The 18,133-nt window shown below is 67.9% G+C and carries 19 protein-coding genes and 3 pseudogenes; 10 read left to right on the top strand and 12 right to left on the bottom strand.

Annotation, left to right across the window (positions count from 1 at the left end; all coding sequences use genetic code 11):
- Positions 1 to 388: 388 nt before the first annotated feature.
- Positions 389 to 829, top strand: a complete 441-nt coding sequence (locus OG226_RS01760) for a hypothetical protein (protein WP_329347495.1) — start codon at positions 389 to 391, stop codon at positions 827 to 829.
- A gap of 31 nt (positions 830 to 860) precedes the next feature.
- Here OG226_RS01760 and OG226_RS01755 read toward each other — a convergent pair whose 3' ends face one another.
- The gene (locus tag OG226_RS01755) at positions 861 to 1,187 is read right to left on the bottom strand and encodes a hypothetical protein (protein ID WP_329347494.1); all 327 of its coding nucleotides are present in this window, start codon (positions 1,185 to 1,187) and stop codon (positions 861 to 863) included.
- A 1,184-nt stretch (positions 1,188 to 2,371) separates the two neighbouring features.
- Entirely contained in the window at positions 2,372 to 3,580 is a 1,209-nt protein-coding gene (locus tag OG226_RS01750; protein WP_329347493.1) for a serine hydrolase domain-containing protein, read from the bottom strand.
- 449 nt (positions 3,581 to 4,029) lie between these two features.
- Between OG226_RS01750 and OG226_RS01745 the strand changes: the two genes are divergently transcribed.
- Both OG226_RS01745 and OG226_RS01740 read left to right on the top strand, forming a co-directional pair.
- Positions 4,030 to 4,893 (top strand): acyl-CoA thioester hydrolase/BAAT C-terminal domain-containing protein, encoded by an 864-nt coding sequence (locus OG226_RS01745; protein ID WP_329347492.1) that lies wholly within the window; start codon positions 4,030 to 4,032, stop codon positions 4,891 to 4,893.
- Between the two features lie 134 nt (positions 4,894 to 5,027).
- Positions 5,028 to 5,177 carry a hypothetical protein gene (locus tag OG226_RS01740; RefSeq protein ID WP_329347490.1) on the top strand — a complete coding sequence of 50 codons (150 nt, stop codon included), beginning with the start codon at positions 5,028 to 5,030 and terminating at the stop codon, positions 5,175 to 5,177.
- A gap of 103 nt (positions 5,178 to 5,280) precedes the next feature.
- On the opposite strand, the gene OG226_RS01735 is transcribed toward OG226_RS01740, so the two are convergent.
- A complete protein-coding gene (locus OG226_RS01735; protein WP_329347488.1) occupies positions 5,281 to 5,925 on the bottom strand; it encodes a hypothetical protein in 645 nt (214 codons plus the stop codon).
- Between the two features lie 424 nt (positions 5,926 to 6,349).
- Here OG226_RS01735 and OG226_RS51460 point away from each other — a divergent pair, with 424 nt between their 5' ends.
- The 4 genes and pseudogenes from OG226_RS51460 to OG226_RS01720 all read left to right on the top strand — a co-directional run bounded on the left by OG226_RS51460 (position 6,350) and on the right by OG226_RS01720 (position 7,387).
- On the top strand, positions 6,350 to 6,553 hold the full coding sequence (locus OG226_RS51460) for a transposase (RefSeq protein ID WP_443066850.1): 204 nt from the start codon (positions 6,350 to 6,352) through the stop codon (positions 6,551 to 6,553).
- Between the two features lie 62 nt (positions 6,554 to 6,615).
- Positions 6,616 to 6,798: pseudogene (locus OG226_RS51455) on the top strand (IS3 family transposase); the annotation flags it as partial.
- Between the two features lie 126 nt (positions 6,799 to 6,924).
- Positions 6,925 to 7,092 (top strand): annotated as a pseudogene (locus OG226_RS01725) (IS30 family transposase); the annotation flags it as partial.
- Complete coding sequence (locus OG226_RS01720) at positions 7,076 to 7,387, top strand: integrase core domain-containing protein (RefSeq protein WP_443066849.1); 312 nt, start codon at positions 7,076 to 7,078, stop codon at positions 7,385 to 7,387. The pseudogene OG226_RS01725 and the gene OG226_RS01720, both read left to right, overlap by 17 nt.
- Positions 7,388 to 7,534: 147 nt before the next feature.
- Here OG226_RS01720 and OG226_RS01715 read toward each other — a convergent pair whose 3' ends face one another.
- Positions 7,535 to 8,659, bottom strand: a complete 1,125-nt coding sequence (locus OG226_RS01715; RefSeq protein WP_329347486.1) for an FAD-dependent oxidoreductase — start codon at positions 8,657 to 8,659, stop codon at positions 7,535 to 7,537.
- Between the two features lie 123 nt (positions 8,660 to 8,782).
- On the opposite strand from OG226_RS01715, the gene OG226_RS01710 reads away from it, so the two are divergent.
- Positions 8,783 to 9,475 carry a TetR/AcrR family transcriptional regulator gene (locus tag OG226_RS01710; protein WP_329347485.1) on the top strand — a complete coding sequence of 231 codons (693 nt, stop codon included), beginning with the start codon at positions 8,783 to 8,785 and terminating at the stop codon, positions 9,473 to 9,475.
- Between the two features lie 137 nt (positions 9,476 to 9,612).
- On the opposite strand, the gene OG226_RS01705 is transcribed toward OG226_RS01710, so the two are convergent.
- The gene (locus OG226_RS01705; RefSeq protein ID WP_329347484.1) at positions 9,613 to 9,783 is read right to left on the bottom strand and encodes a hypothetical protein; all 171 of its coding nucleotides are present in this window, start codon (positions 9,781 to 9,783) and stop codon (positions 9,613 to 9,615) included.
- A 693-nt stretch (positions 9,784 to 10,476) separates the two neighbouring features.
- On the opposite strand from OG226_RS01705, the pseudogene OG226_RS01700 reads away from it, so the two are divergent.
- Together OG226_RS01700 and OG226_RS01695 are read left to right on the top strand one after the other, a co-directional pair.
- A pseudogene (locus OG226_RS01700) lies at positions 10,477 to 10,866 on the top strand (RHS repeat-associated core domain-containing protein); the annotation flags it as partial.
- A gap of 44 nt (positions 10,867 to 10,910) precedes the next feature.
- Positions 10,911 to 11,710 (top strand): IS5 family transposase gene (locus tag OG226_RS01695; protein ID WP_329353290.1). Its coding sequence is split into 2 segments (ribosomal slippage): positions 10,911 to 11,246 and positions 11,249 to 11,710, totalling 798 coding nucleotides; the frame shifts between segments, so codons are not numbered across the junction.
- A gap of 22 nt (positions 11,711 to 11,732) precedes the next feature.
- Here the strand turns inward: OG226_RS01695 and OG226_RS01690 are convergent.
- From OG226_RS01690 to OG226_RS01660, 7 genes are all read right to left on the bottom strand, one after another.
- Positions 11,733 to 12,785, bottom strand: a complete 1,053-nt coding sequence (locus OG226_RS01690) for a serine hydrolase domain-containing protein (protein WP_329347482.1) — start codon at positions 12,783 to 12,785, stop codon at positions 11,733 to 11,735.
- A gap of 87 nt (positions 12,786 to 12,872) precedes the next feature.
- A complete protein-coding gene (locus tag OG226_RS01685; protein ID WP_329347481.1) occupies positions 12,873 to 13,970 on the bottom strand; it encodes a glycosyltransferase family 4 protein in 1,098 nt (365 codons plus the stop codon).
- Positions 13,967 to 14,503 carry a dCTP deaminase gene (locus OG226_RS01680; RefSeq protein WP_329347479.1) on the bottom strand — a complete coding sequence of 179 codons (537 nt, stop codon included), beginning with the start codon at positions 14,501 to 14,503 and terminating at the stop codon, positions 13,967 to 13,969. Before OG226_RS01680 ends, OG226_RS01685 begins: the two co-directional genes overlap by 4 nt.
- Positions 14,500 to 15,039: a dCTP deaminase gene (gene dcd, locus OG226_RS01675; RefSeq protein ID WP_329347477.1), complete on the bottom strand. Its 540-nt coding sequence runs from the start codon at positions 15,037 to 15,039 to the stop codon at positions 14,500 to 14,502. Before dcd ends, OG226_RS01680 begins: the two co-directional genes overlap by 4 nt.
- Positions 15,036 to 16,262 (bottom strand): bifunctional metallophosphatase/5'-nucleotidase, encoded by a 1,227-nt coding sequence (locus OG226_RS01670; protein ID WP_329347476.1) that lies wholly within the window; start codon positions 16,260 to 16,262, stop codon positions 15,036 to 15,038. Before OG226_RS01670 ends, dcd begins: the two co-directional genes overlap by 4 nt.
- Positions 16,259 to 17,542: a UDP-N-acetylglucosamine 1-carboxyvinyltransferase gene (locus tag OG226_RS01665; protein ID WP_329353289.1), complete on the bottom strand. Its 1,284-nt coding sequence runs from the start codon at positions 17,540 to 17,542 to the stop codon at positions 16,259 to 16,261. Before OG226_RS01665 ends, OG226_RS01670 begins: the two co-directional genes overlap by 4 nt.
- A 41-nt stretch (positions 17,543 to 17,583) precedes the next feature.
- Complete coding sequence (locus tag OG226_RS01660) at positions 17,584 to 18,021, bottom strand: ATP-binding protein (RefSeq protein ID WP_329347475.1); 438 nt, start codon at positions 18,019 to 18,021, stop codon at positions 17,584 to 17,586.
- Positions 18,022 to 18,133 lie beyond the last annotated feature (112 nt).

Genomic DNA, 18,133 nt, shown 5'->3' with positions numbered 1-18,133 from the left:
GTCGCTTTCACCTTGAGGGCCTTCTGAGGCGAGCCGCGCGGGTTGGATGGGATTCAAGGAAAGTACTGAGCTGGGTCGCAGTGATCGGATCACGCCCATGAGGTCTGGTGGCTGCAGTCGTTGCAAGACCGGTTCATCTGAGCGGTGAAGCCGGCCTTGCCCCTGGACCCGGATTCCGCCGGCCGCCCTGCTGCGCCGCCACGCTCAGGGTGAAGGCCGCCGAACCCGTGTGGCCGGGCCGTCAGTTCAATAGCCGGCCTGGCTGCCGCCGTCGTGGAGCGGGCAGTCGGGGAATCTGGGCGTGGTGCCGGTGCCGGGTGTGACAGGCCGTCCTGTTCCTTGAGCACCTGGTGTGCGGAGTGGTCGCCGGGCAGGCTAGTTTGCTCGGGTGAGTCTCCTTGATGATGTGGCCGAGCGCGATGGCTGGCGCTGCTGGGTGTGTGACGAACCGGTCGACCCCGGCGAGTCGGTGAACGACCCGCGGGGGCCCAGCGTCGACAGCCGGACCGCCGACCGGAAGGCCAAGGTCGCCGAGCGGCTCGCGCACCGTGGGTGCAACACCCGTAAGGGCGCGGTCAAGGTGGTCATCGCCTGGCCGGACGGTCTGTACGTGGTCGAACCCGCGCCGCTGATCACCGTCGCGGGGAGGCTGGAGCGCAAGGGGGGCCGCGAGATGGTGGGCCGTTGTCCGACCAGGCGGGACGCCCAAGAGGCGGCGGATTGGCTGGTGGACCGGTTCTCCCGTCTGGTACCGGGGCTGCCGGTGACCGCCGATATCGAGCCGGGCGGCGGCCAGTTCCTCGTCATCCTGGCCACCGGCCGCCGCTGACCCCGGTGGCCGGAGCTCCGTTGGCTGGTGATTAGCCGATCTTCTTCCAGGGCTTGCAGTCGGTGGTCTGGAACGCCTTGTCACCTGCTGCGATCTTGACGATGGCCGGGCCCTGGGCGCTGCCGTTGGCGATGATGGCGCTGCTCTCGCCGGTCGTGTCGCTCAAGCGTGCCCAGTAGCAGCCGTACGTGTTCTTGCCCTCGCTGCGGTAAGTACCGGCCTGGATGTCTTTGCCCACCAGGAAGGTTCCATCGCCGGGAATCCCTCCCTTGGGCGCGGCCTCCTGCTGCGGCCCGGCAGTGGCGCTGGGGGAAGCGGCACCCGCCTGTACGTCTGCGCCCGTCGCGGTGGCGGTCACCGTTGCGGAAGGTGATTCCTTGCCCCCTCCAGACCCGACGATACCGATGAGGAGTCCCATCAGCAGTCCACCCAGGGCGACCGCGGCGTGAGTGATCCGTCCTCGGAGGGATGAGGCACGGACGGCGGGGGACGGCGTGTGATCCGACGTCGGTCCCGGTGGCGGACCTGCGGGTCTGTTTCCGCTCATGTCCACAGGGTGCGCCTGCCTTCTGCGGGGTGAACGACGGCACTTCTTCGTCGCAGGCGACGGCAACGGCCACGGGTGTCGGCGTACACGTCGAAGTGTCCAGGCAGGTACACACGCACATGCCCACCGCGTCGCACGCCATGGCAATCCAGAGCCTGTCTTCTTGGCTGACGAAGCCAGGCCCGCCGTCCTGCCGCTGCGACGGTATGGCGCGGGCACGGGAGGATGGTCGAGGACGCGGGCGAGTGCGGCCGTGACGGGAGCGCAGTGGCCAGCCAGGTGCCTGGGGGCCCAGTCGGCTGTTACCCCGCCCGTATCGCCTCCCGATAACACCGAGCACCTTCATCCCGCACCACGGAGCTGAGCACCTTCGGTTGCACCGTCCTGAACAGAGACGGGTGTACGCCGACAACAGGGCCCGGCGCGCAGCTGGCGCCGCGAGGAGCCAGCTGCATGCTCGGGGTACGGATACCGTCTTGCTTCATGACCACCATCGACACGATCGCGGCCTTGGCTGTGACCGCTGTCGGGTCCTGGAAGGCGGCGCGCAACTCCAACGAGGCCGCAGCGCCCCCTTTCTCGGATCGAGCAGCAGCCCGCCTTGCCATCACCGAGATCCACGCCCCGGACTGGACCGCCCGCCGGGCAGGTGGCAGCTGGCCGCAAATCTCCGGCCGTCAGCAACGACAAGAACCCGATGCCGTCGGCTGCGAGGGCATCGGCGCCGCCTTGCTCACGGTCAATCACGCACAAGGCCTCAAACGCCTGGGTCCCCGGACCACGCAGGCCCGCAGACGTCAGCACGATCTGTCCGCCGCTGGTGACCACATCCAGGAGGACAGGTTGACCTTGGTCGACAGCCCGTCTGTCAGGAGCTTCACCTGTTCACGGACACCACCGCCACGCCAACTCGCGGCCCAATCACCCAAGTTGAAACAGCTGAGTCAAGCGTTTCACGTCGTTATCCGGAGGCGGCTCCCGCAGAGACGCGCTGGTCAGTCGAAGATGGCGCAGTTGACTTCGTCCATCAGGGCTGCGCCGGTCTGGTGCGCCTGTTTGGTGAGAGTGGACGTGGCAAAGAAGAAGGCGGCCGTGCGGTGGCCGGTGGAGTCGGTGACGTTGTAGGTCGCGTAGCCCGGGACGATGCCGACGTGGTCCCAGACGGTGCCGCAGTCGGTCTTCGCCGTCTCGATGCCCAACCCGTAGCCGAGTCCGTCCGGGTCCCCGGGACCGTCCTCGGGCACGGTGGTGCGCATCTGGGCCAGTTGGGCGGCGGGCAGCAGGCGGCCCGACATCAACGCGCTGTAGAAGCGGGACCAGTCACCGGCGGTGGACACGATCGCGGCATCCGCTCCGTCGGCCGTGACGTAGTCGCCGGTGACGTCCACGTGGTCGTCGTGCCGCGGTCCGGCGTAGGTCCGGAACTCGTCGGGGACGTCCGGTGGCATGTGGGCGGCGTCGGGTTCGTAGCCGTGCGCGTGCCGGTCGTGCCAGGCGGATCCGGTGGCGTAGAAGGTGTGCCGGAGCGCCAGGGGTCGGGCGATCCGGTCGCGCACCAGCGTTGCGAGGTTCTTACCGGTGGCCTTCTCCAGGACGGCGCCGATCGCGATGTAGTTGGTGTTGCTGTACGACCATTCGGTGCCGGGCTGGAACAGTGCCGGGTGTCTGCTCACCAGGCGGAGGATTTCCGTCGACGTCCATACGTGGGAGTCCCGGCCGGTAAGGGCCGGTGCGAGGGCGGGGTCCTCGGTGTAGTCGAACAACCCACTGGTGTGGTTGAGCAGCATGCGCAGGGTGATCGCTCTGCCGTTGCGCACCTGGCCGGGCAGCCACTTGTCGACCGGGTCGGTGAGGGCGAGTCTGTGTTCAGCGACCAGTTGCAGGACGAGGGTGGCCATCACCGTCTTGGTGTTGGACGCTTCTCGCACCTCGTCGTCCGCTGTGAGCCGATGGTCCTTCGTCGTCCAGGCGGCCTGCTCGGAGATCTCGATGGGCCTGCCGTGACCGTCGTCCACCCGCACGATCACCCCAGGGACCCCTTCCTCCACCAACTTCCGCGCCAACTCCCGCAGGTGAGCGCGTGTCTGCGCAGTGCCGTCCTGTCGGACCGCCGCGAGCGTCCGCGGGCCGACGGCCGCACTCTCGCGGACCGTGTTCGCACTCGACGGGGTCGCAGCGAGGGGCACGACGAGGGCCGCGGACACCGCAAGTGTTGCTACTGCGTGAAACCCTGTCAGGCGCGGGCGCCGTCGAATACGCACATTCACGCGCAATTCATGCTCCTTCGAGAATCCGGGACAGCCGGCGCGCACGATCGGAGGACGGGGAGGAGAACACGGGACTCCACCCGGCGAGTTGCTGCCCGGCTTCTGGGTCGAAGCCAGCTCCGGCGGGCCCTGCACAGCCCTGGAGAATCCTTCGGAGGATAGCCGAAGGCGAGGTCGGTACCACCCCCAACTACGAGACCGGGGAGGCGAAGACACTGCTGGCCCCGGCCCAGGCCGCTCACCGGGTTCTGCGGATCTCCACGAAGGCAGGGCACTTCACGGTGGCCACCGGCACCGTTGCGGTGGATGAGTTCCTGTCTTTCAAGTTCCCGCCATGCGCTTGGGGTTGCTGATCCTCTCGTCGTGGCCTCGGCTAGGTTGCCGGCATGGCCGTCGAGATCGTTGAGTTCGAACTGACCGCGCCCTGGACGGGTTTCATCGCTGAGCCGCTCGTGGGTGGCAGCAATGCGGGTGTCCTTGTGCTGTCTGGATCGAGCGGCCGGATCGAGCGTGAACGGTGTCGGCTCTTCGCCCGTGCCGGTGTGACCGCGGCGACGGTTCGGTGGTTCGGCGGGCCCGGGCAGCCGCCGGGCATCTGCGAGGTTCCGCTGGAGATTCTTGTTGAGGCGACAGAGCTGCTGCGTGAGCGTGGTGCTGAACGGGTCAGCATCCTGGGGCTTTCGAAGAGCGCCGAGGCGGCGTTGCTGGTGTCCACGCTCTCGGACTGCGCGGATGCTGTGATCGCGCTGGCTCCCTCGTCGGTTGTCTGGGCCAACGTCGGCCCTGGACTCGACGGGCGGGATCGCCCGTATCGATCAAGTTGGACTTGGCAGGGGCGGCCCCTGCCCTTCGTCCCCTATGTCGATTCCTGGGTCCCGGCGGAGCCTTCAGAGGGACGGGTTGCTGTGCTCGACTGGTATGAATCCAGTCTCACAGCAGGCGAGGACCGCCTCGACGCCGCAGCTATCCCGATTGAGAAGGCCGACGCCGATCTGGTGCTGATCGCGGGGGGCGCGGACAGGATGTGGCCGTCCTTGCGGTTCGTCCAGGAACTCGCTGACCGGCGCACGGCGTCCGGGCGGGACGCGATGGTGATCACCCGGATAGACGCAGGCCACCGCATCATCTTCCCGGCAGAGGTGGCGCCGCCTCCATCCACTCGCTTTGACCACGGTGGCACCCCGGAGGCCGGCGCGGCGCTGGGAGCGGTTGCCTGGCCGCGCGTGATGGCAGCCATCCGCGGCTTCTGACCCTGCCGGGCGTCGCTGGTCAGGAAGCTGCATCCCGAAAGACCGAGGCCACGTCCGGCACGATGCGGGCCCGGTCGACTGTCGGCCGGCACCGGTTCCCACCGCGCCGCGAACTGCCCGAGACGGAGGCACACATGGAGACAGACCTCGTCAGTCGCCTGGACGAGGCGGCCACGCGGTTTGTGATCCTCCTGCGGATGAACGAGGGGTTCGACGAGCAGGCGCTCCTTCGGCTCCAGGAGGAGATCGACGGGTGTCGGACGGCATGGAGGAATGACACCTGAGTACCGAAGCGTGCGGCGTTGATCCTCGCCGAACTCCACCCGGCGATCGAGGCTTGCGCTTGGCCGTACGAAGGGGATGGTGCGCAGTCGATGCCCCGTGGCTTCAGTGGTCGGTGGCTGCGGGCTGTTCCTCGGTCGTGGGCGTGACCACTGCCGCGGTCTTGTCGGGCGCAGTGTAGAAGACGGAGGCGCCTTGCTTGGCGCGCTGGGCCTGGCTCCTGGCCACGAGGCCCTCGATGGTGACGCGCACGACTTTGGTCTTGATGCCTCGCTCGGGATGGGCCTCGCTGAGTGCGGTGGAGATCTCCGCGGCGGAGCGTGGCTCGCTCTGCTCGGCGAGGTGACGCCGGATGAGTTCCACCAGGGTGGGCTGTGCCTTCGTGGTGACGGCCTTGGACGTGGGCTTGTGCGCAGCCGGCTCCTCGGCCGACGTGCTGCCCTGAGAGGCTGCGGATTTCCGTGCCCGTCGCTTCTTGGGGGACGCGGCTGCTGCCTTTTGCTGGGGAGAGGGAACCGTAGCGCTCTCGGATGTGGCCGACGGTTCTTCCGGTTCATGCGTAACGCCGAGCGCCTGCTGCATGTTCACCAGCACACTGTGGTCCTGCTGCAGGGCAGCCAACTGCTTTTGCAGGGCGGCGATTTCCGCGCCGATGCGTTCCTGCTCCTTGAGATTGCTTTCGAGGTCTCCGGCCACTTGGGCGATGTATTGGGATGTCAGGCCCGTGGTGGCAGTCGTGCTCTCCGACATGATGCTGGCCTTTCTCTGGTGTGCGGCAGCGTTCCAGGCTCACGGCCTCGAACCGGGAAGTACTCCCTTTGTGCTGTCTTGGCTGCGGACGCTGGCACCGCCGCAGATTGTTGTGCTGTAGAGATACTACGGATAGACGGAACCAGTCGTTCCTCTCGTGTGGTGTCCGCTGTTCGACGCGGAGGTCAGGAGCGCACTGTGTGGTGGCTTTGTGGCTCCGGCGCAGGACGGGCACATGCGCAGTGAGGCAGTTGCCAGACTGTCTCGTCCCTGGGACTTCACCCTTGATCGTGGACACCCTGATCATTGGATCGAGAAGATCCGAAGGACAGGAGTTCCCGTCGGGGACGTCGAAGTACTCGCCTGAATTCCGGGCCGATGCCGTCGCGCTGTACCGGCCACGCCCGGTGGCACCTACGCCTCGGTGGCCAAGGACCTGGGCGTCAACCACGAGACGCTCCGCACCTGGGTGCGGGACGCCGAGCAGGCCGCCCGGCCCGGCACCGGCGAGGCCAACGCGATCGAGAAGGAGAACCGGCAGCTGCGGGCGCGAGTGAAGGAACTCGCGCCCGAGCGGGAGATCCTGCGGAGGGCCGCGAAGTATTCTGCGGCGGAGACCAGCTGGTGAGCAGCCGCTTCCAGTTCGTTGACGATCATCGTGGCGCCTTCGGCGTCAAGCGGCTGTGCCGGATGCTGTATCTCTCGCGGTCCGGGTTCTACCGGTGGCTGGCCGGCGCGGACGCGCGGGCCGAACGTGTCCGGGCGGATACCGACCTCGCCGAGCGGATCACCGCCGTCCACGTCGAGTCCGACGGGACTTACGGCGCCCCGCGGGTCACCGCCGAGCCTCGCGACACTGGAGTACAGGTCAACCACAAACGCGTAGCCCGGGTCATGCGTGCGCGGGACGTCGTCGGCTTCCACCTGCGCAAGAAGGCCCGCACCACCGTCCCCGAGCCGTCGGCGACACCGGTTCCCGACCTGCTGCGGCGCGACTTCACCGCGAAGGGCACCGAGCTCTCCCGGTGGTCGTCCACGGACCTTGAAGCCGTCGCCATGGCGGTCAACAACCGGCCCCGCAAGACCCTCGGCCGGCGGACACCCGCCGAGGTCTTCGAAGAGCAGATGCGCTCGCTGCAACAGCCCGGTGTTGCAACGACTCGTTGAACTCGCCCAGTACTCCTCGAAGGAGTTCGCCCAGGTCTGCACCGACCTCGGCGTGATCAGATCGCGTGGCGCGGTGGGCACGAGCGCGGACAACGCCGCGGCCGAGTCGTTCAACGCGACCATGAAACGCGAGACGGTCCAAGGATGGAAACACTGGCCAGGAGCCCGCGCAGCCCGCCTCGCGGTCTTCCGATGGGCCACCCGCTACAACACCAGAAGTAGACACTCCAGCATCGGCCGGATCAGCCCGAACTCCTTCGAACAACGATCAGTCACGCTGACCACCGCCGCATGACAACCGGTGTCCACGATCCCGGGTCAAGGCCCGTCCTGCTGCACGTCGCCGACGAGGAGGCCTTCGTTCTTGCGCTCCAACCAGTGGCGGGGATCAGTATGTCCACGAGCGGCGGGTCCGGTCGTTCGCACAAGATGAGCTTCGGCCTCAGAGCAGTTTCGCTTCGGGGGCGAACGCGGGCAGCTTTTCGAGACTGCTGCGCACGGCCTCGGCGCCGTACTCGAACATCTGCCGCTCGTAGTCACCGACCGCGCCGAGCAGATCCTGGCGGCCCTCCTCGACCTCGATCAGGCAGCGGCGCAGCAGGTCGGCATCGCGCAGCGCGGTGTTGGCGCCGTTACCGCCGGTCGGGGAGGTGGCGTGGATCGCGTCGCCGAGCAGCGTGACCGGGCCGGACGCCCAGCGCTCAGCGGGCTTGACCACGCGGATGGACAGCAGCGTGCTGTTGTCCGGGTCGGCCTGCTCGATCAGCGCGCGCAGCTCCGGGTGCCAGCCGTCCATCCTGGACAGCACGGCGTCCTGCGCGGTCGGCTCCTCCAGCGAGCCGTCCGACGGCAGGATCATGGCCCAGCGCACGTAGTCGCCGATGTCGGGCAGCGTGACGTCGGGGGCCAGTCGCTCGGCGGCCTGCTTCGGAGGGGTACGGAAGCGCATCGCGCCGAGCAGGAGGCTGACGCCGTCGCCCGCGATCTTCGAGCCGTACGCCTTGGACAGGCCGGCGAACTCGTCGGTCAGCGGGGTGCGGCCGATGACGAACCGGACGCCGGTGTCGGTCGGAGTGGTCCGCGGCGACAGCACCCCGCGAACCGCGGAGGTGACGCCGTCCGCGCCGACGAGCAGGTCGGCGGTGGCCGGGTCGCGGTGGGCGAACCGGGCTCGGACAGTGCCGTCGGCCAGCACGTCGTAGCCGGTCAGCGCGGCATCGGTGTGCACGGTGAGGCCCGTCAGGAGCAGGTGGCGCAGCACCTGCCGGTCGACCACGATGCCGGTGCGGCCCGAGCCGAGCCTGCCGATCTCGTTCAGCAGCGGGTCCAGGATCAGCTGCTCGGCGGAGGCGTCTATGACGATCTCGTCCAGCAGCGGGTGCCAGCGCGTCGGCAGGCAGTCGCGCACCGCCTGGAAACCGACCGGGTTCAGCATGAGCCGGTAGCCCTGGAACCGGGCGATGATCCCCGGGTCGCGCTCGAACACGTCGGCCTCGATCCCGGCACCGCGCAGACCCTGCGCGAGAGCGAGACCTCCTAGACCGGCTCCGACTACGGAAACTCGCATCACACACCTCCGGAAATTCGACCCGCCACGAACCAGGTTCGCCCTTACTGACGAACGTAGTTCGTTCTGACGATCTAAGTTCTACTGAACGAACTAAGTTCGTGTCAAGGTAAGGTGGTCGGCATGTCAGCCGATCCCCGCGATCCCCGCCAACGCCGCGCGGCCCGCAAGAAGCCGATCACCGTCGAGCGGATCACCGACGCCGCCCTGGAAGTCGTCGCCACCGAGGGGTACGACGCGCTGACCATCCGCCGGGTCGCCGCCGTGCTCGGCACCGGTCCGTCGTCGCTGTACGCGCACATCGTCAACAAGGACGACATCGACGACCTGCTGATCGGCAGGCTCTACGCCGAGGTCACGCTCCCCGAACCGGACCCGGCCGCCTGGCGCGACCAACTGCTCGGGGTGTACACACAGATCCGCGACCTGTACCTGAAATACCCCGGAGTCTCGCGCGCCGCGCTGGCCATGGTGCCGACCAGCCTGGAAACGCTGCGGGTCGGCGAAGGAATCCTGGCGATCCTGCTCGCGGGCGGCATCGAACCGAGGACGGCCGGATGGGCCCGCGACGCGCTGTCCCTCTACGTCAGCGCCTACGCCCTGGAACAGTCGCTGGTCCGGCAACGGCGCCGGCACCAGGACCCGGAATGGGTGCTCAGCCACGAGGAGTTGCTGGACCTCTTCACGGGATTGCCGGCCGAGGAATTCCCGCAGACCCGACGCCATGCCGCCGAGTTGATCTCCGGTACCGGCCCCGACCGCTTCGAGTTCACCCTCGGCCTGCTCATGAAGAATCTACGGCCCGTAACCGGTTGACCAGCGGCGTGTGGTGTCCACATGGTGCCGAGACGACTACAAGTCGCATCTCGTACACGGAAGTCCCTTCACCCCGAACGATCGGCGCACGGCCCTGGCCACTGAAGGTTCGTTCCTCCCGCGGCCATCGGCTCTGGTCAGCACCACGGCTCCGCGCCGTCCGGGCCGGTCTTCGGTTCCTCGTGCTCCTGGTCGTCGTTGTCGGTCCAGGCACCGAACGGTCCGGGCAGGGCGGGCAACTCGGCGACGAGCTGGAGGCGCCGCCCTTGGTTCGGTGCGGGCCAGGGATCACCGGGTGCCCGCTTCAAGCTGGGCCGGGATACGGCTGGTACGCAGGTCGGGGATGTGCAACCTCGGCGCCGCCGCTCCCTACTGCACGAGTTACACCTACGACACCGCGGGCTGGCGGGCGACCGAGACCGCCCACGCCATCAGCGGCTCGACCACCACGAACTACTGCTCCAAGGGCGGATCCACACCCAGCCCCACACCCTCCTCGCCACAACTACCGGTTCCTGCACCGGCGCCACTGCCCAGTACACGTACGGCGCGAGCGGCAACACGACCAAGCGCCCAGACGGCAGCACTGCACAGGATCTCCAGTGGGACAGGGAGGGCAAACTCTCCCGCCTGACCAAAGACCCGACCGGTGCGGCGCGCGCCACGGACTACGTCTACGTGGCCGACGGTGCCCTGCGCATCCGCCGGAACGCCGCCGCCAACGGGGAGACGGTCCTGTACCTGGGCGCCACTGAGGTGCACCTCCAGGCGGGCAAGAAGTGGGCCAACCGCTATTACACGCACGCCGGTTCCACCGTCGCATTGCGAAGCAACCAGTCCGGCACGGAGAAGACCACCTACCTCGCGGGTGACCAGCACAACACCGACACGGTGGCGATCATCGCTGACACTCAGTCGCTGACCAAGCGCTACCTGCCCCCCCGTTCGGCACCAACAGGGGCAGCGGCACGACGACTTGGCCCGACGACAAGGCATTCCTCGGCAAGACCGCCGACACCGACACCGGCCTCACCCACATCGGCGCACACGAATACGACCCGGCCGTCGGCCAGTTCATCAGCGTCGACCCGCTTCTCCAGGTCGATATCCCGCAGCCCCTCAACGCCTACACCTACGGCTCACAGAACCCCGTGAGCCACGCGGACCCGAGCGGCATGGGCCTGCTCTGCGGCAAGCCGGGTGAACCCGCCTGCCCGACCCGCCCTGACGGAACACCCGGCAACGGCCGGCCCCATGAGGCCGTGAAGCCGGCGGTCGCGTGCCCGAGCCTCATCAATCCGCAGTGCCCGGAGTACACGGGTGGAACCTCGGGCGGTGGCGGTGGCACCGGCAGCAACGGCGGAAGTAGTTCCACACAGAAGGCGTCCTAAGAAGTCATCTCATTTGGCTGAGTAAGCTGCCAGTCGTGGCAACGATCGTTGAGCGGCTGGTGCCGGACGAGTTGTGGGAACTGTTCCAGCGGGTGGTTCCGGAGGCGCCGTCGCGGCCTCAGGGCGGTGGCCGGCGTCGGCACGGCGACCGGGAAGTACTGGCCGCAATCGTCTTCGTGGCGACCTCCGGCTGCACGTGGCAGCAGTTGCCGACTGCGTCGTTCGGGCCGTCAGGCGCGACGGCTCACCGACGCTTCTCCGAGTGGACGAAGGCCCGGGTGTGGGCCAAGCTCCACCGCCTGGTCCTCGACGAGCGCGGCTCCCGCGGCGAGTTGGACTGGTCCCGCTGCGCGATCGACTCGGTGAACATGCGGGCCTTGAAAAGGGGGAGCTGACGGGCCCGAATCCTGTAGACCGGGGTAAGTACGGGTCAAAGATCCACTTGATCACCGAGCGGACCGGCCTGCCCCTGTCCATCGGCATTTCGGGCGCCAACACGCACGACAGCCAGGCACTGATCCCCCTGGTGAAAGGCATACCGCCGATCCGCTCCCGCCGAGGACGCCGACGGCGCAGGCCCCACAAACTCCACGCCGACAAGGGCTACGACTACAACCACCTGCGACGTTGGTTATCCAGCCGGAGTATCCGGCACCGCATCGCCCGCAAGGGCATCGAGACCTCGCAGCGACTCGGCCGCCACCGTTGGACCATCGAACGCACCATGTCCTGGCTCGCCGGATGCCGACGCCTGCACCGCCGCTACGAACGCAAAGCCGATCACTTCCTCGCTTTCACCAGCATCGCCTGCACCTTGATCTGCTACCGCAGACTCACCAAATGAGATGACTTCTAAAGGGCCCGGCTCAGGTGAAGACATGTGAGCGGAATGCATTGCGTACCTGTGTGAGTGGCTCGCGGTCACGGGTGAAGTAGAGCTTGTTGGTGAGTAGAGCTGCCCAACGGTCCTTGCCAGGGGAGATCCACATGCCTGTTCCCGTGAAGCCGTAGTGGACCCAGACGTCGTCGGTCTGGGCTGTGGTGCCCGGGGCCGGGTGCCAGAACAGGCCACGGGGCGGGGTGAGTTCACCTGTGTGGAGCCGCAGGGATTCCTTGACCCAGTCCGGCCCGAATCCGGGTGACTGGCTCACTCGGGCCGGGGCCAAGAGGTAGCGCAAGAATGCGGCAAGGTCGTCGAGGACGGAGAACGTGCCCGCGATACCGCACACTCCGCCCAGCAAGCGTGCGGAGAAGTCGTGTGCAGACCCCTTGAGATGGGTTTTCGTGTTGTCGTCGAGTTCGGTTGGTGCACAGCGGGCAGCGACACCAGCCGGCAACGGCCCGAAGCGGGTCTCCGCCATGCCAAGGGGTTGCCACACGCGGTCGGCTGCGAGTACGTCGAGGTTCTGGCCGGCGAGGTACTCGGCGAGATAGCTCAGGATGAGGGCGGCGCGGTCGGTGTACTCAACGGCCTCGCCGGGCGGCCGGTGCAGGGCTTCGCGCAGGACGCCATCGCGGACGTCCTGGGGATCGGTGCCGTAGAGGTTCCTGAGGTTGGCCCGGAGAGGCGCGCCGGCGGTGTGGGTGAGCAGGTGGCGTGCGGTCACCTGCCCCAGAGGGCGTCCACTCACCTCGGACCAGAAGTCGCCCAGCGGCGTGTCGAGTTGGAGCTTTCCGTCCTCGACGAGACAGCCGATGGTCGACCACACAGCGAGGATCTTGGTGAGGCTGGCGACGTCGAAGACCGTGTCGTGCAGCATCGGCTCGCTGGGTCGTTCGGGATCCAGGACGCCTGCGGTGCCGCTGGCCAGGATCCCGAGGCTGTTGCCCATCGCCCAGACAGCACCGGGGTAGACCCTGTCGCGGACCCCGTCATGGAGGAGCTGGTGGATGCGGTCAGTGTCGAGGTCGAGCGCCATGGTCTCCCGATCGATCGTGGGCCGTGTGATGTCCCGTGGGCCAGCGTAGTAAGGCGCCGGTACGGATCTGACTGCGGCGCGAGCAAGTCAGATGAGCTGTTTGCCCAGGTCGGTGAGGGCGGCTGCAGTAGCGGTGAGGGGAAAGCGAGCCGCGTTCGCGCGGCCTGCGGCCTGGAGTGCCGGGAGCAGGCCAGGTGTGGTGCGGAGCCGGGTGAGGTCATGAGCAAGGACCGCCGGGTTGGTGAAGTCGGTGCTGTGGCCACTCACGGCAAGGACGTCGCTCAGTCCGGGGACGGGCTGGTAGATGACCGGCAGTCCGCAGGCTTGGGCTTCGAGGGCGACGAGCCCCATGGCTTCGAGCGTGGTCGACGGCATGACGAGGGCGTCGTGGTCGGCGAAGGTGTTCCACAGTTGGGGGCGGTTCAGCCAGCCGAGATATCGGACGTGGACCTTGAGCAGGCGCAGGAGCGGGGTCAAGGTGCGGAACTGGTGGGGCGGTGCGGCGATGCTCAGTTCGACTGCCTCGATCGCGGGCAATGCGCGCAGGAGGGTCTCCATGCCCTTTTCGGAGGTGAGGCGTCCGGCGTAGAGCAGCCGTAAATGTCCGGCTGGACGTCGCCCGGGACGGGGTGGCGGGTTGGTCAGCAGGTGGTCGGGGATGCCCCACGGAATGTTCGTGATCTTCCGGCGATTGGTGGTCGGTACGAGCTTCAGCAGTCGATCAGCCATGGCGCCGGTGGGGACGACGATGGCGTCGGCGGCGCGGGTGCTCTCTCGCAGGACTCGGAGTTGGTCGTTGCGGGCTTCGGCGAAGAGCAGGTCGGTGCCGTGGACGAGTGCGATGCGTGGGCGGGTGGGCAGCGCGCGGATCAGGGCCGGTGTGCCGCCGAAGGTGAGGTGCTGGAGGTGGAGCACATCGATGTCCGCCGGGTCGATGAGCTGGGACAAAGCCCTGCGCAGTGCGTTGACGTACAGGGCGAACGGCGGCCCGGACAGGCACTTGCCCGGCACGTCCAGCAACTCCAGTCCCGCAGGCAGACGTGGCGGACGAGGTTGCGGGGCGAGCATGAAAGCGCGGGCAGGGATGAGAGGGTTCTCGCCGGTATAGAGGTCGAGGAAGAGCTCGACACTTCCGCCGGCGCTGCCGAAGGGCAGGTCGAGGGCGGTCGCGATCAGCGGGCTCATGTCGTACCTCCGGCGAGCTCTTCGTAGAGGCGGGAGATGTCGATGCCTGCGGTCGCGGTGTATTTGAGGCCGTGCAGTTGGTAGCTGGCCGGTGTGCCGAGGCAGTGGAGGAAGACGAGCTTGCCGAAGGTCATCCGGGGACGGACCCGGACGGGTCTGGCGGCGCGGATCTCCAAGGTCCAGTGGATGGCGTGGCCTTGGTGGCCGAGTGGGGCGGAGACGTGGACCCAGATGCCGAGCGCGCCGATGGTGCGGTCGCCGTTGAGGAACTGGGCGTACGTCTCTGATCCGGTTCGTTCGTGGGTGACGCCGAGGTAGAGCACTCCGGGTTGAAGTACCAGCCCGGACGTGGGGATTGTGGTCTCGGAATACGGGGTGGGGGTCGCCGCGTCCAGGTTGGCGTCGCAGATGCGCAGGGTGTCGCCGAGGCGCCAGTCGTAGGCGTTGGGGGAGAGGCGGGCTGGGTCGTACGGCTCGATGGTGATCTCGCCCGCGGCTCGGGCGGCGGCGATGCCGGGTCCGGTGAGGATCACGAGGCCACCGTCCGAAGTTTTGTCACGTCGCGCCAGTAGCCGGAGGGCTGTGGCCCGGCCGCCGCCTGGTACTTGCCGCGGTACAGGGCGATCGGGCCGACGGAAGCGAAGAACATGATCTGTCCGATCCTCATGCCCGCATAGATGCGCAGGGGGCGGATCGGTGTGAGCATCAGGGTCCACTGGCCGTGGAAGCCGATGTCTCCGATGGGGGCGGTGATCTCGACGAACAGGCCGAGTCGCCCGACCGAGGAACGGCCGAACAGCAGCGGGACGATCGTGTCGGAGCCGACCTCTTCGAGGGTGTGACCCAGGTACAACTCGCCGGGCTGGAGGACGTATCCGTCCGGGCCGATCGTTAACTCACGGGTGGGGTTGGGCTGATGGGCGTCCAGGACGTCGGCGGTGTAGGTGAGCAGAGTGGGGCCGAGGCGGACGTTGTAGCTGTTCGGGTTGACCTGGTCGGGGACGAAGGGGGCGATGTGAAGGCGGCCGTCCTGGGCGGCTGCGGTGATCTCGGGGCCCGTGAGAATCATCGAGTGCCTCCCTGGGCCGGCGCGGTGAGGACGTGCTTGACGGCTTGGCTGAGCAGCAGCCCTGCGGCGTGGGCGCGGCCTGCGAGGCAGGTGCCGGCGAGGTAGTCGGTGGTCAATACGCTGGTGATGCCGTCCGGCAGGGGATCCGGTGCGGTGACGAGCGGGCCAGCCTGTTCGGTGAGATGGGCCAGCAGGCCATCAAGGTTCTTGCGGAAGTCCTCCGGGATGTTCACGTGGACCAGTTGGTTGTCGAAGGGCTCGATAGCGAGCAGGTCGCCCAGGGTGAAGGTGTCGCCGAGCGGGGCGGGACGCAGCACCGTTTCGTTGAGGATGACCGCGTCGATGCCGAGTCCTGTGCGCAGGCGTGCTGCGAGGCCGACGAGCAGGTCGTGGCGATCGGGAGTCCGGTGCCGATATGCCTTGGTCACGGGTCCGAGGACGGCGGTCAGTTGCTGCCTGAGTCCGCCGATCTTTGCTTCCAGCGGCGCTAGTTCGGCCGGGATACGGGCCGGAGCCCGGTCCGGGAAGCGAGTGGTGCCGGCGTCCCAGCCTTGTCCGACGGGTGTGGCGATGGCGTACCCGTCGGCGAGTTCCCGGCCCTTGACGATGAGGGTGTCGGCGACGCGGACAGGGCCGTACTGGTTGCTGTGGCAGTGCCCGGCGAAGACCACGTCGAGGAAGGGGCAGGCGGCTGCCAGCTTGAGGTCCTCGTCGAAGCCGGAGTGGCTGAGCAGGATCCAGTCGTCGACCTCGTGGTGGTGGGTGAGCATCACCTCGCGCAGGGCTTGGACGGGTTCGGTCACGCGGTGATCGGCTCGATGCTCGGCAGGGATGGCGTTGAACGCCTGCTGCCCGATCACGGCCGTGATCGCGATGTGTCGTCCTGCGATGCGGGTGGTGTGCAGGCGGCGGAAGAGCGCTTGGCCTGTGGTGTCGACGGCGTTGGCGCAGACGGTGAGTCGGTGCAGGTCGGGTTCGAAGTGGTGGGGCCAGCCGTGGTTGCCGGGTGCGAGTACGTCGTAGAGCTTGAGCAGGATGTCGCGTTCGACGGTGCCGTGGGCGAGGCGGTAGTAGCCGCTGCCCTCGAAGAAGTCTCCGCAGTCCACGACGAGTGACGTGGGGCGGAGCGCATGGAGGTGAGTCAGGAAGGGGGCGGCGTTGGCGAAGGAGGAGTGCACGTCCGTGGTGGCCACGATCTGTCGCACGGTGCGATGACGGGTCATGGGGTGACCTCGCAGATGTCGGCACCGAGGGCGCGTAGCTTGCCGGGCAGGTCGGCGTGACCGCGGCGGAGCTGGTCGAGGCCGCCGACGGTGGTGACGCCTTGGGCGGTGAGGCCGGCGACCATGAGAGCGGAGCCGGTACGGATGTCGGTGGCCTCCACGCCTGTCCCAGTGAGCTGTTGGGGTCCGGTCAGGCGGCACTCGGTGGGGGAGAGCTCCTCGAAGTCGGCTCCGAGGCGGGCAAGTTGGGGCAGCAGGTTGCTGTGGCGGCCGGGGTTTATGGCGTCGGCGAACAGGTGGGTGCCGGGAAGGCTGAGGGCGAGTGCCATCAGGGGTGGTTCGAAGTCGGCGTCCAGCCCGCCGGGGCTGAGGGACGCGATGGCCCGCAGACCACGACTCGTCGGTCGCGCGTCTCGGGCACGGACGGAGAGAATGCCGGCGTCGGCGCCGGCAGGGATGCCCAGCCGTCGCAGGGCAGCGATGAGCGGGTTTACGTCCCTGCCGTGCACGCCCTCGATGCGGGCTGTACCGCGGGTTGCCGCGATCGCGCACGCCAGTGTGCCTGCCTCGATCTTGTCGCCGGGAACTTCCCAGGCGATGCCGTCGATCAGGGCTGAGGACGGTGGCGTGAGGGTGAGGAGGTGCTCGCTCGTCCGGGTCTCCCAGCCCACTGTCTCCAGGGCGTCGAGCACGCACAGGATCTCCGGGGAGAGGTTGGGCGAGCCCAGCCGTAACGGGCGGCTGGTCGTGACTGCCCGGAGTACGGCGGCCACGGTCGCCCCGCGCGAGCGGAACGGCAACACCAGTGAAACGGTGCCGGTGCGCGGCGTGACAGCTTCGACGCGGTAGCCGGACTCGTCGACTGCTGTTCGGTCGCCGAACGCCTCGTACACCGTGAAGTGCAGGTCCATCCCACGTGCGCCGATTCGACAGCCTCCCGGCCATGGCAACCGGGCCTCCCCGTGGCGGGCGAGTAGGGCAGGCACCAGGTAGTAGGAGGCACGGATGTGGGCGGCTTGGGGAAGCTCGGCGTGCGTGCGTCGACTCTCGGTCGGCAGGATCACCGCAGCGGTCGGCTCGCCTACAGGCTGCGCCACGTGCCAACCTGCCTGCTGCAGCAGCGCGAGCATGATCTGCACGTCTGTGTTGGCCGGGACGTTGGTCAGCCGCACCGGGCGACCGAGCGCTGCCACGGCGGCCAGCAACGGCAGGGCGGCGTTCTTGGAGCCGTCGACGGTGACGGTGCCGGCGAGCGGAGGTCCGGGGCGTACAGCGATCACCTCTGCGGCCCGGGTCGGGGTGGAGGCGGTGGTTGTCAAGGTCAACTCCTCTGCAGGGGAAGGGAGATGGCGTCTTTCTGGTTCGAGCCGGTGGACAGGTCGATCTCGGCCCAGCACCGTTTGCCCGTGGGCGTCGGCTCGGCGCCGTACCGGTCGGCCAGAGCTGCGACGAGGAACAGACCCCGGCCGTTCTCGCTGCACTCGTCCGGGAAACTGAGCTGGGGCAGCGCGGGGCTGGAGTCGCAGACCTCGACGCGCAGGACGCCTTCGACGAGCCGCACGGTCATCGAGATCTGGCCGGGGCCGGCGTGGCAGACCGCGTTGGTGACCAGCTCACTGATCAGCAGCTCGACGGTGTGCATCAGCTCGTCGTCCAGCTCCGCCTCCCAGCTTGTTATCGCGGTCATCGCCTGGTGCCGGGCGTCGGTGACCGCAGTTGGTGTGGTGGGTACAGACAGGGTGAGCTGGTGCGCTGCCATGAGCAGCCTCCCGGGGTAGGTGCGGCCACATCACGCAACCAGCCCGTGGCGGTGGGTGGTTAGCCCAGGTGCCGGCGCTGCATCGGTTATGCAGGAGCTGCATGACGATGAA

This window comes from Streptomyces sp. NBC_01261, from assembly GCF_036226385.1.
In the GTDB taxonomy this organism is placed as follows: domain Bacteria; phylum Actinomycetota; class Actinomycetes; order Streptomycetales; family Streptomycetaceae; genus Streptomyces.
This window is presented reverse-complemented; position numbering and strand designations above follow the sequence as displayed.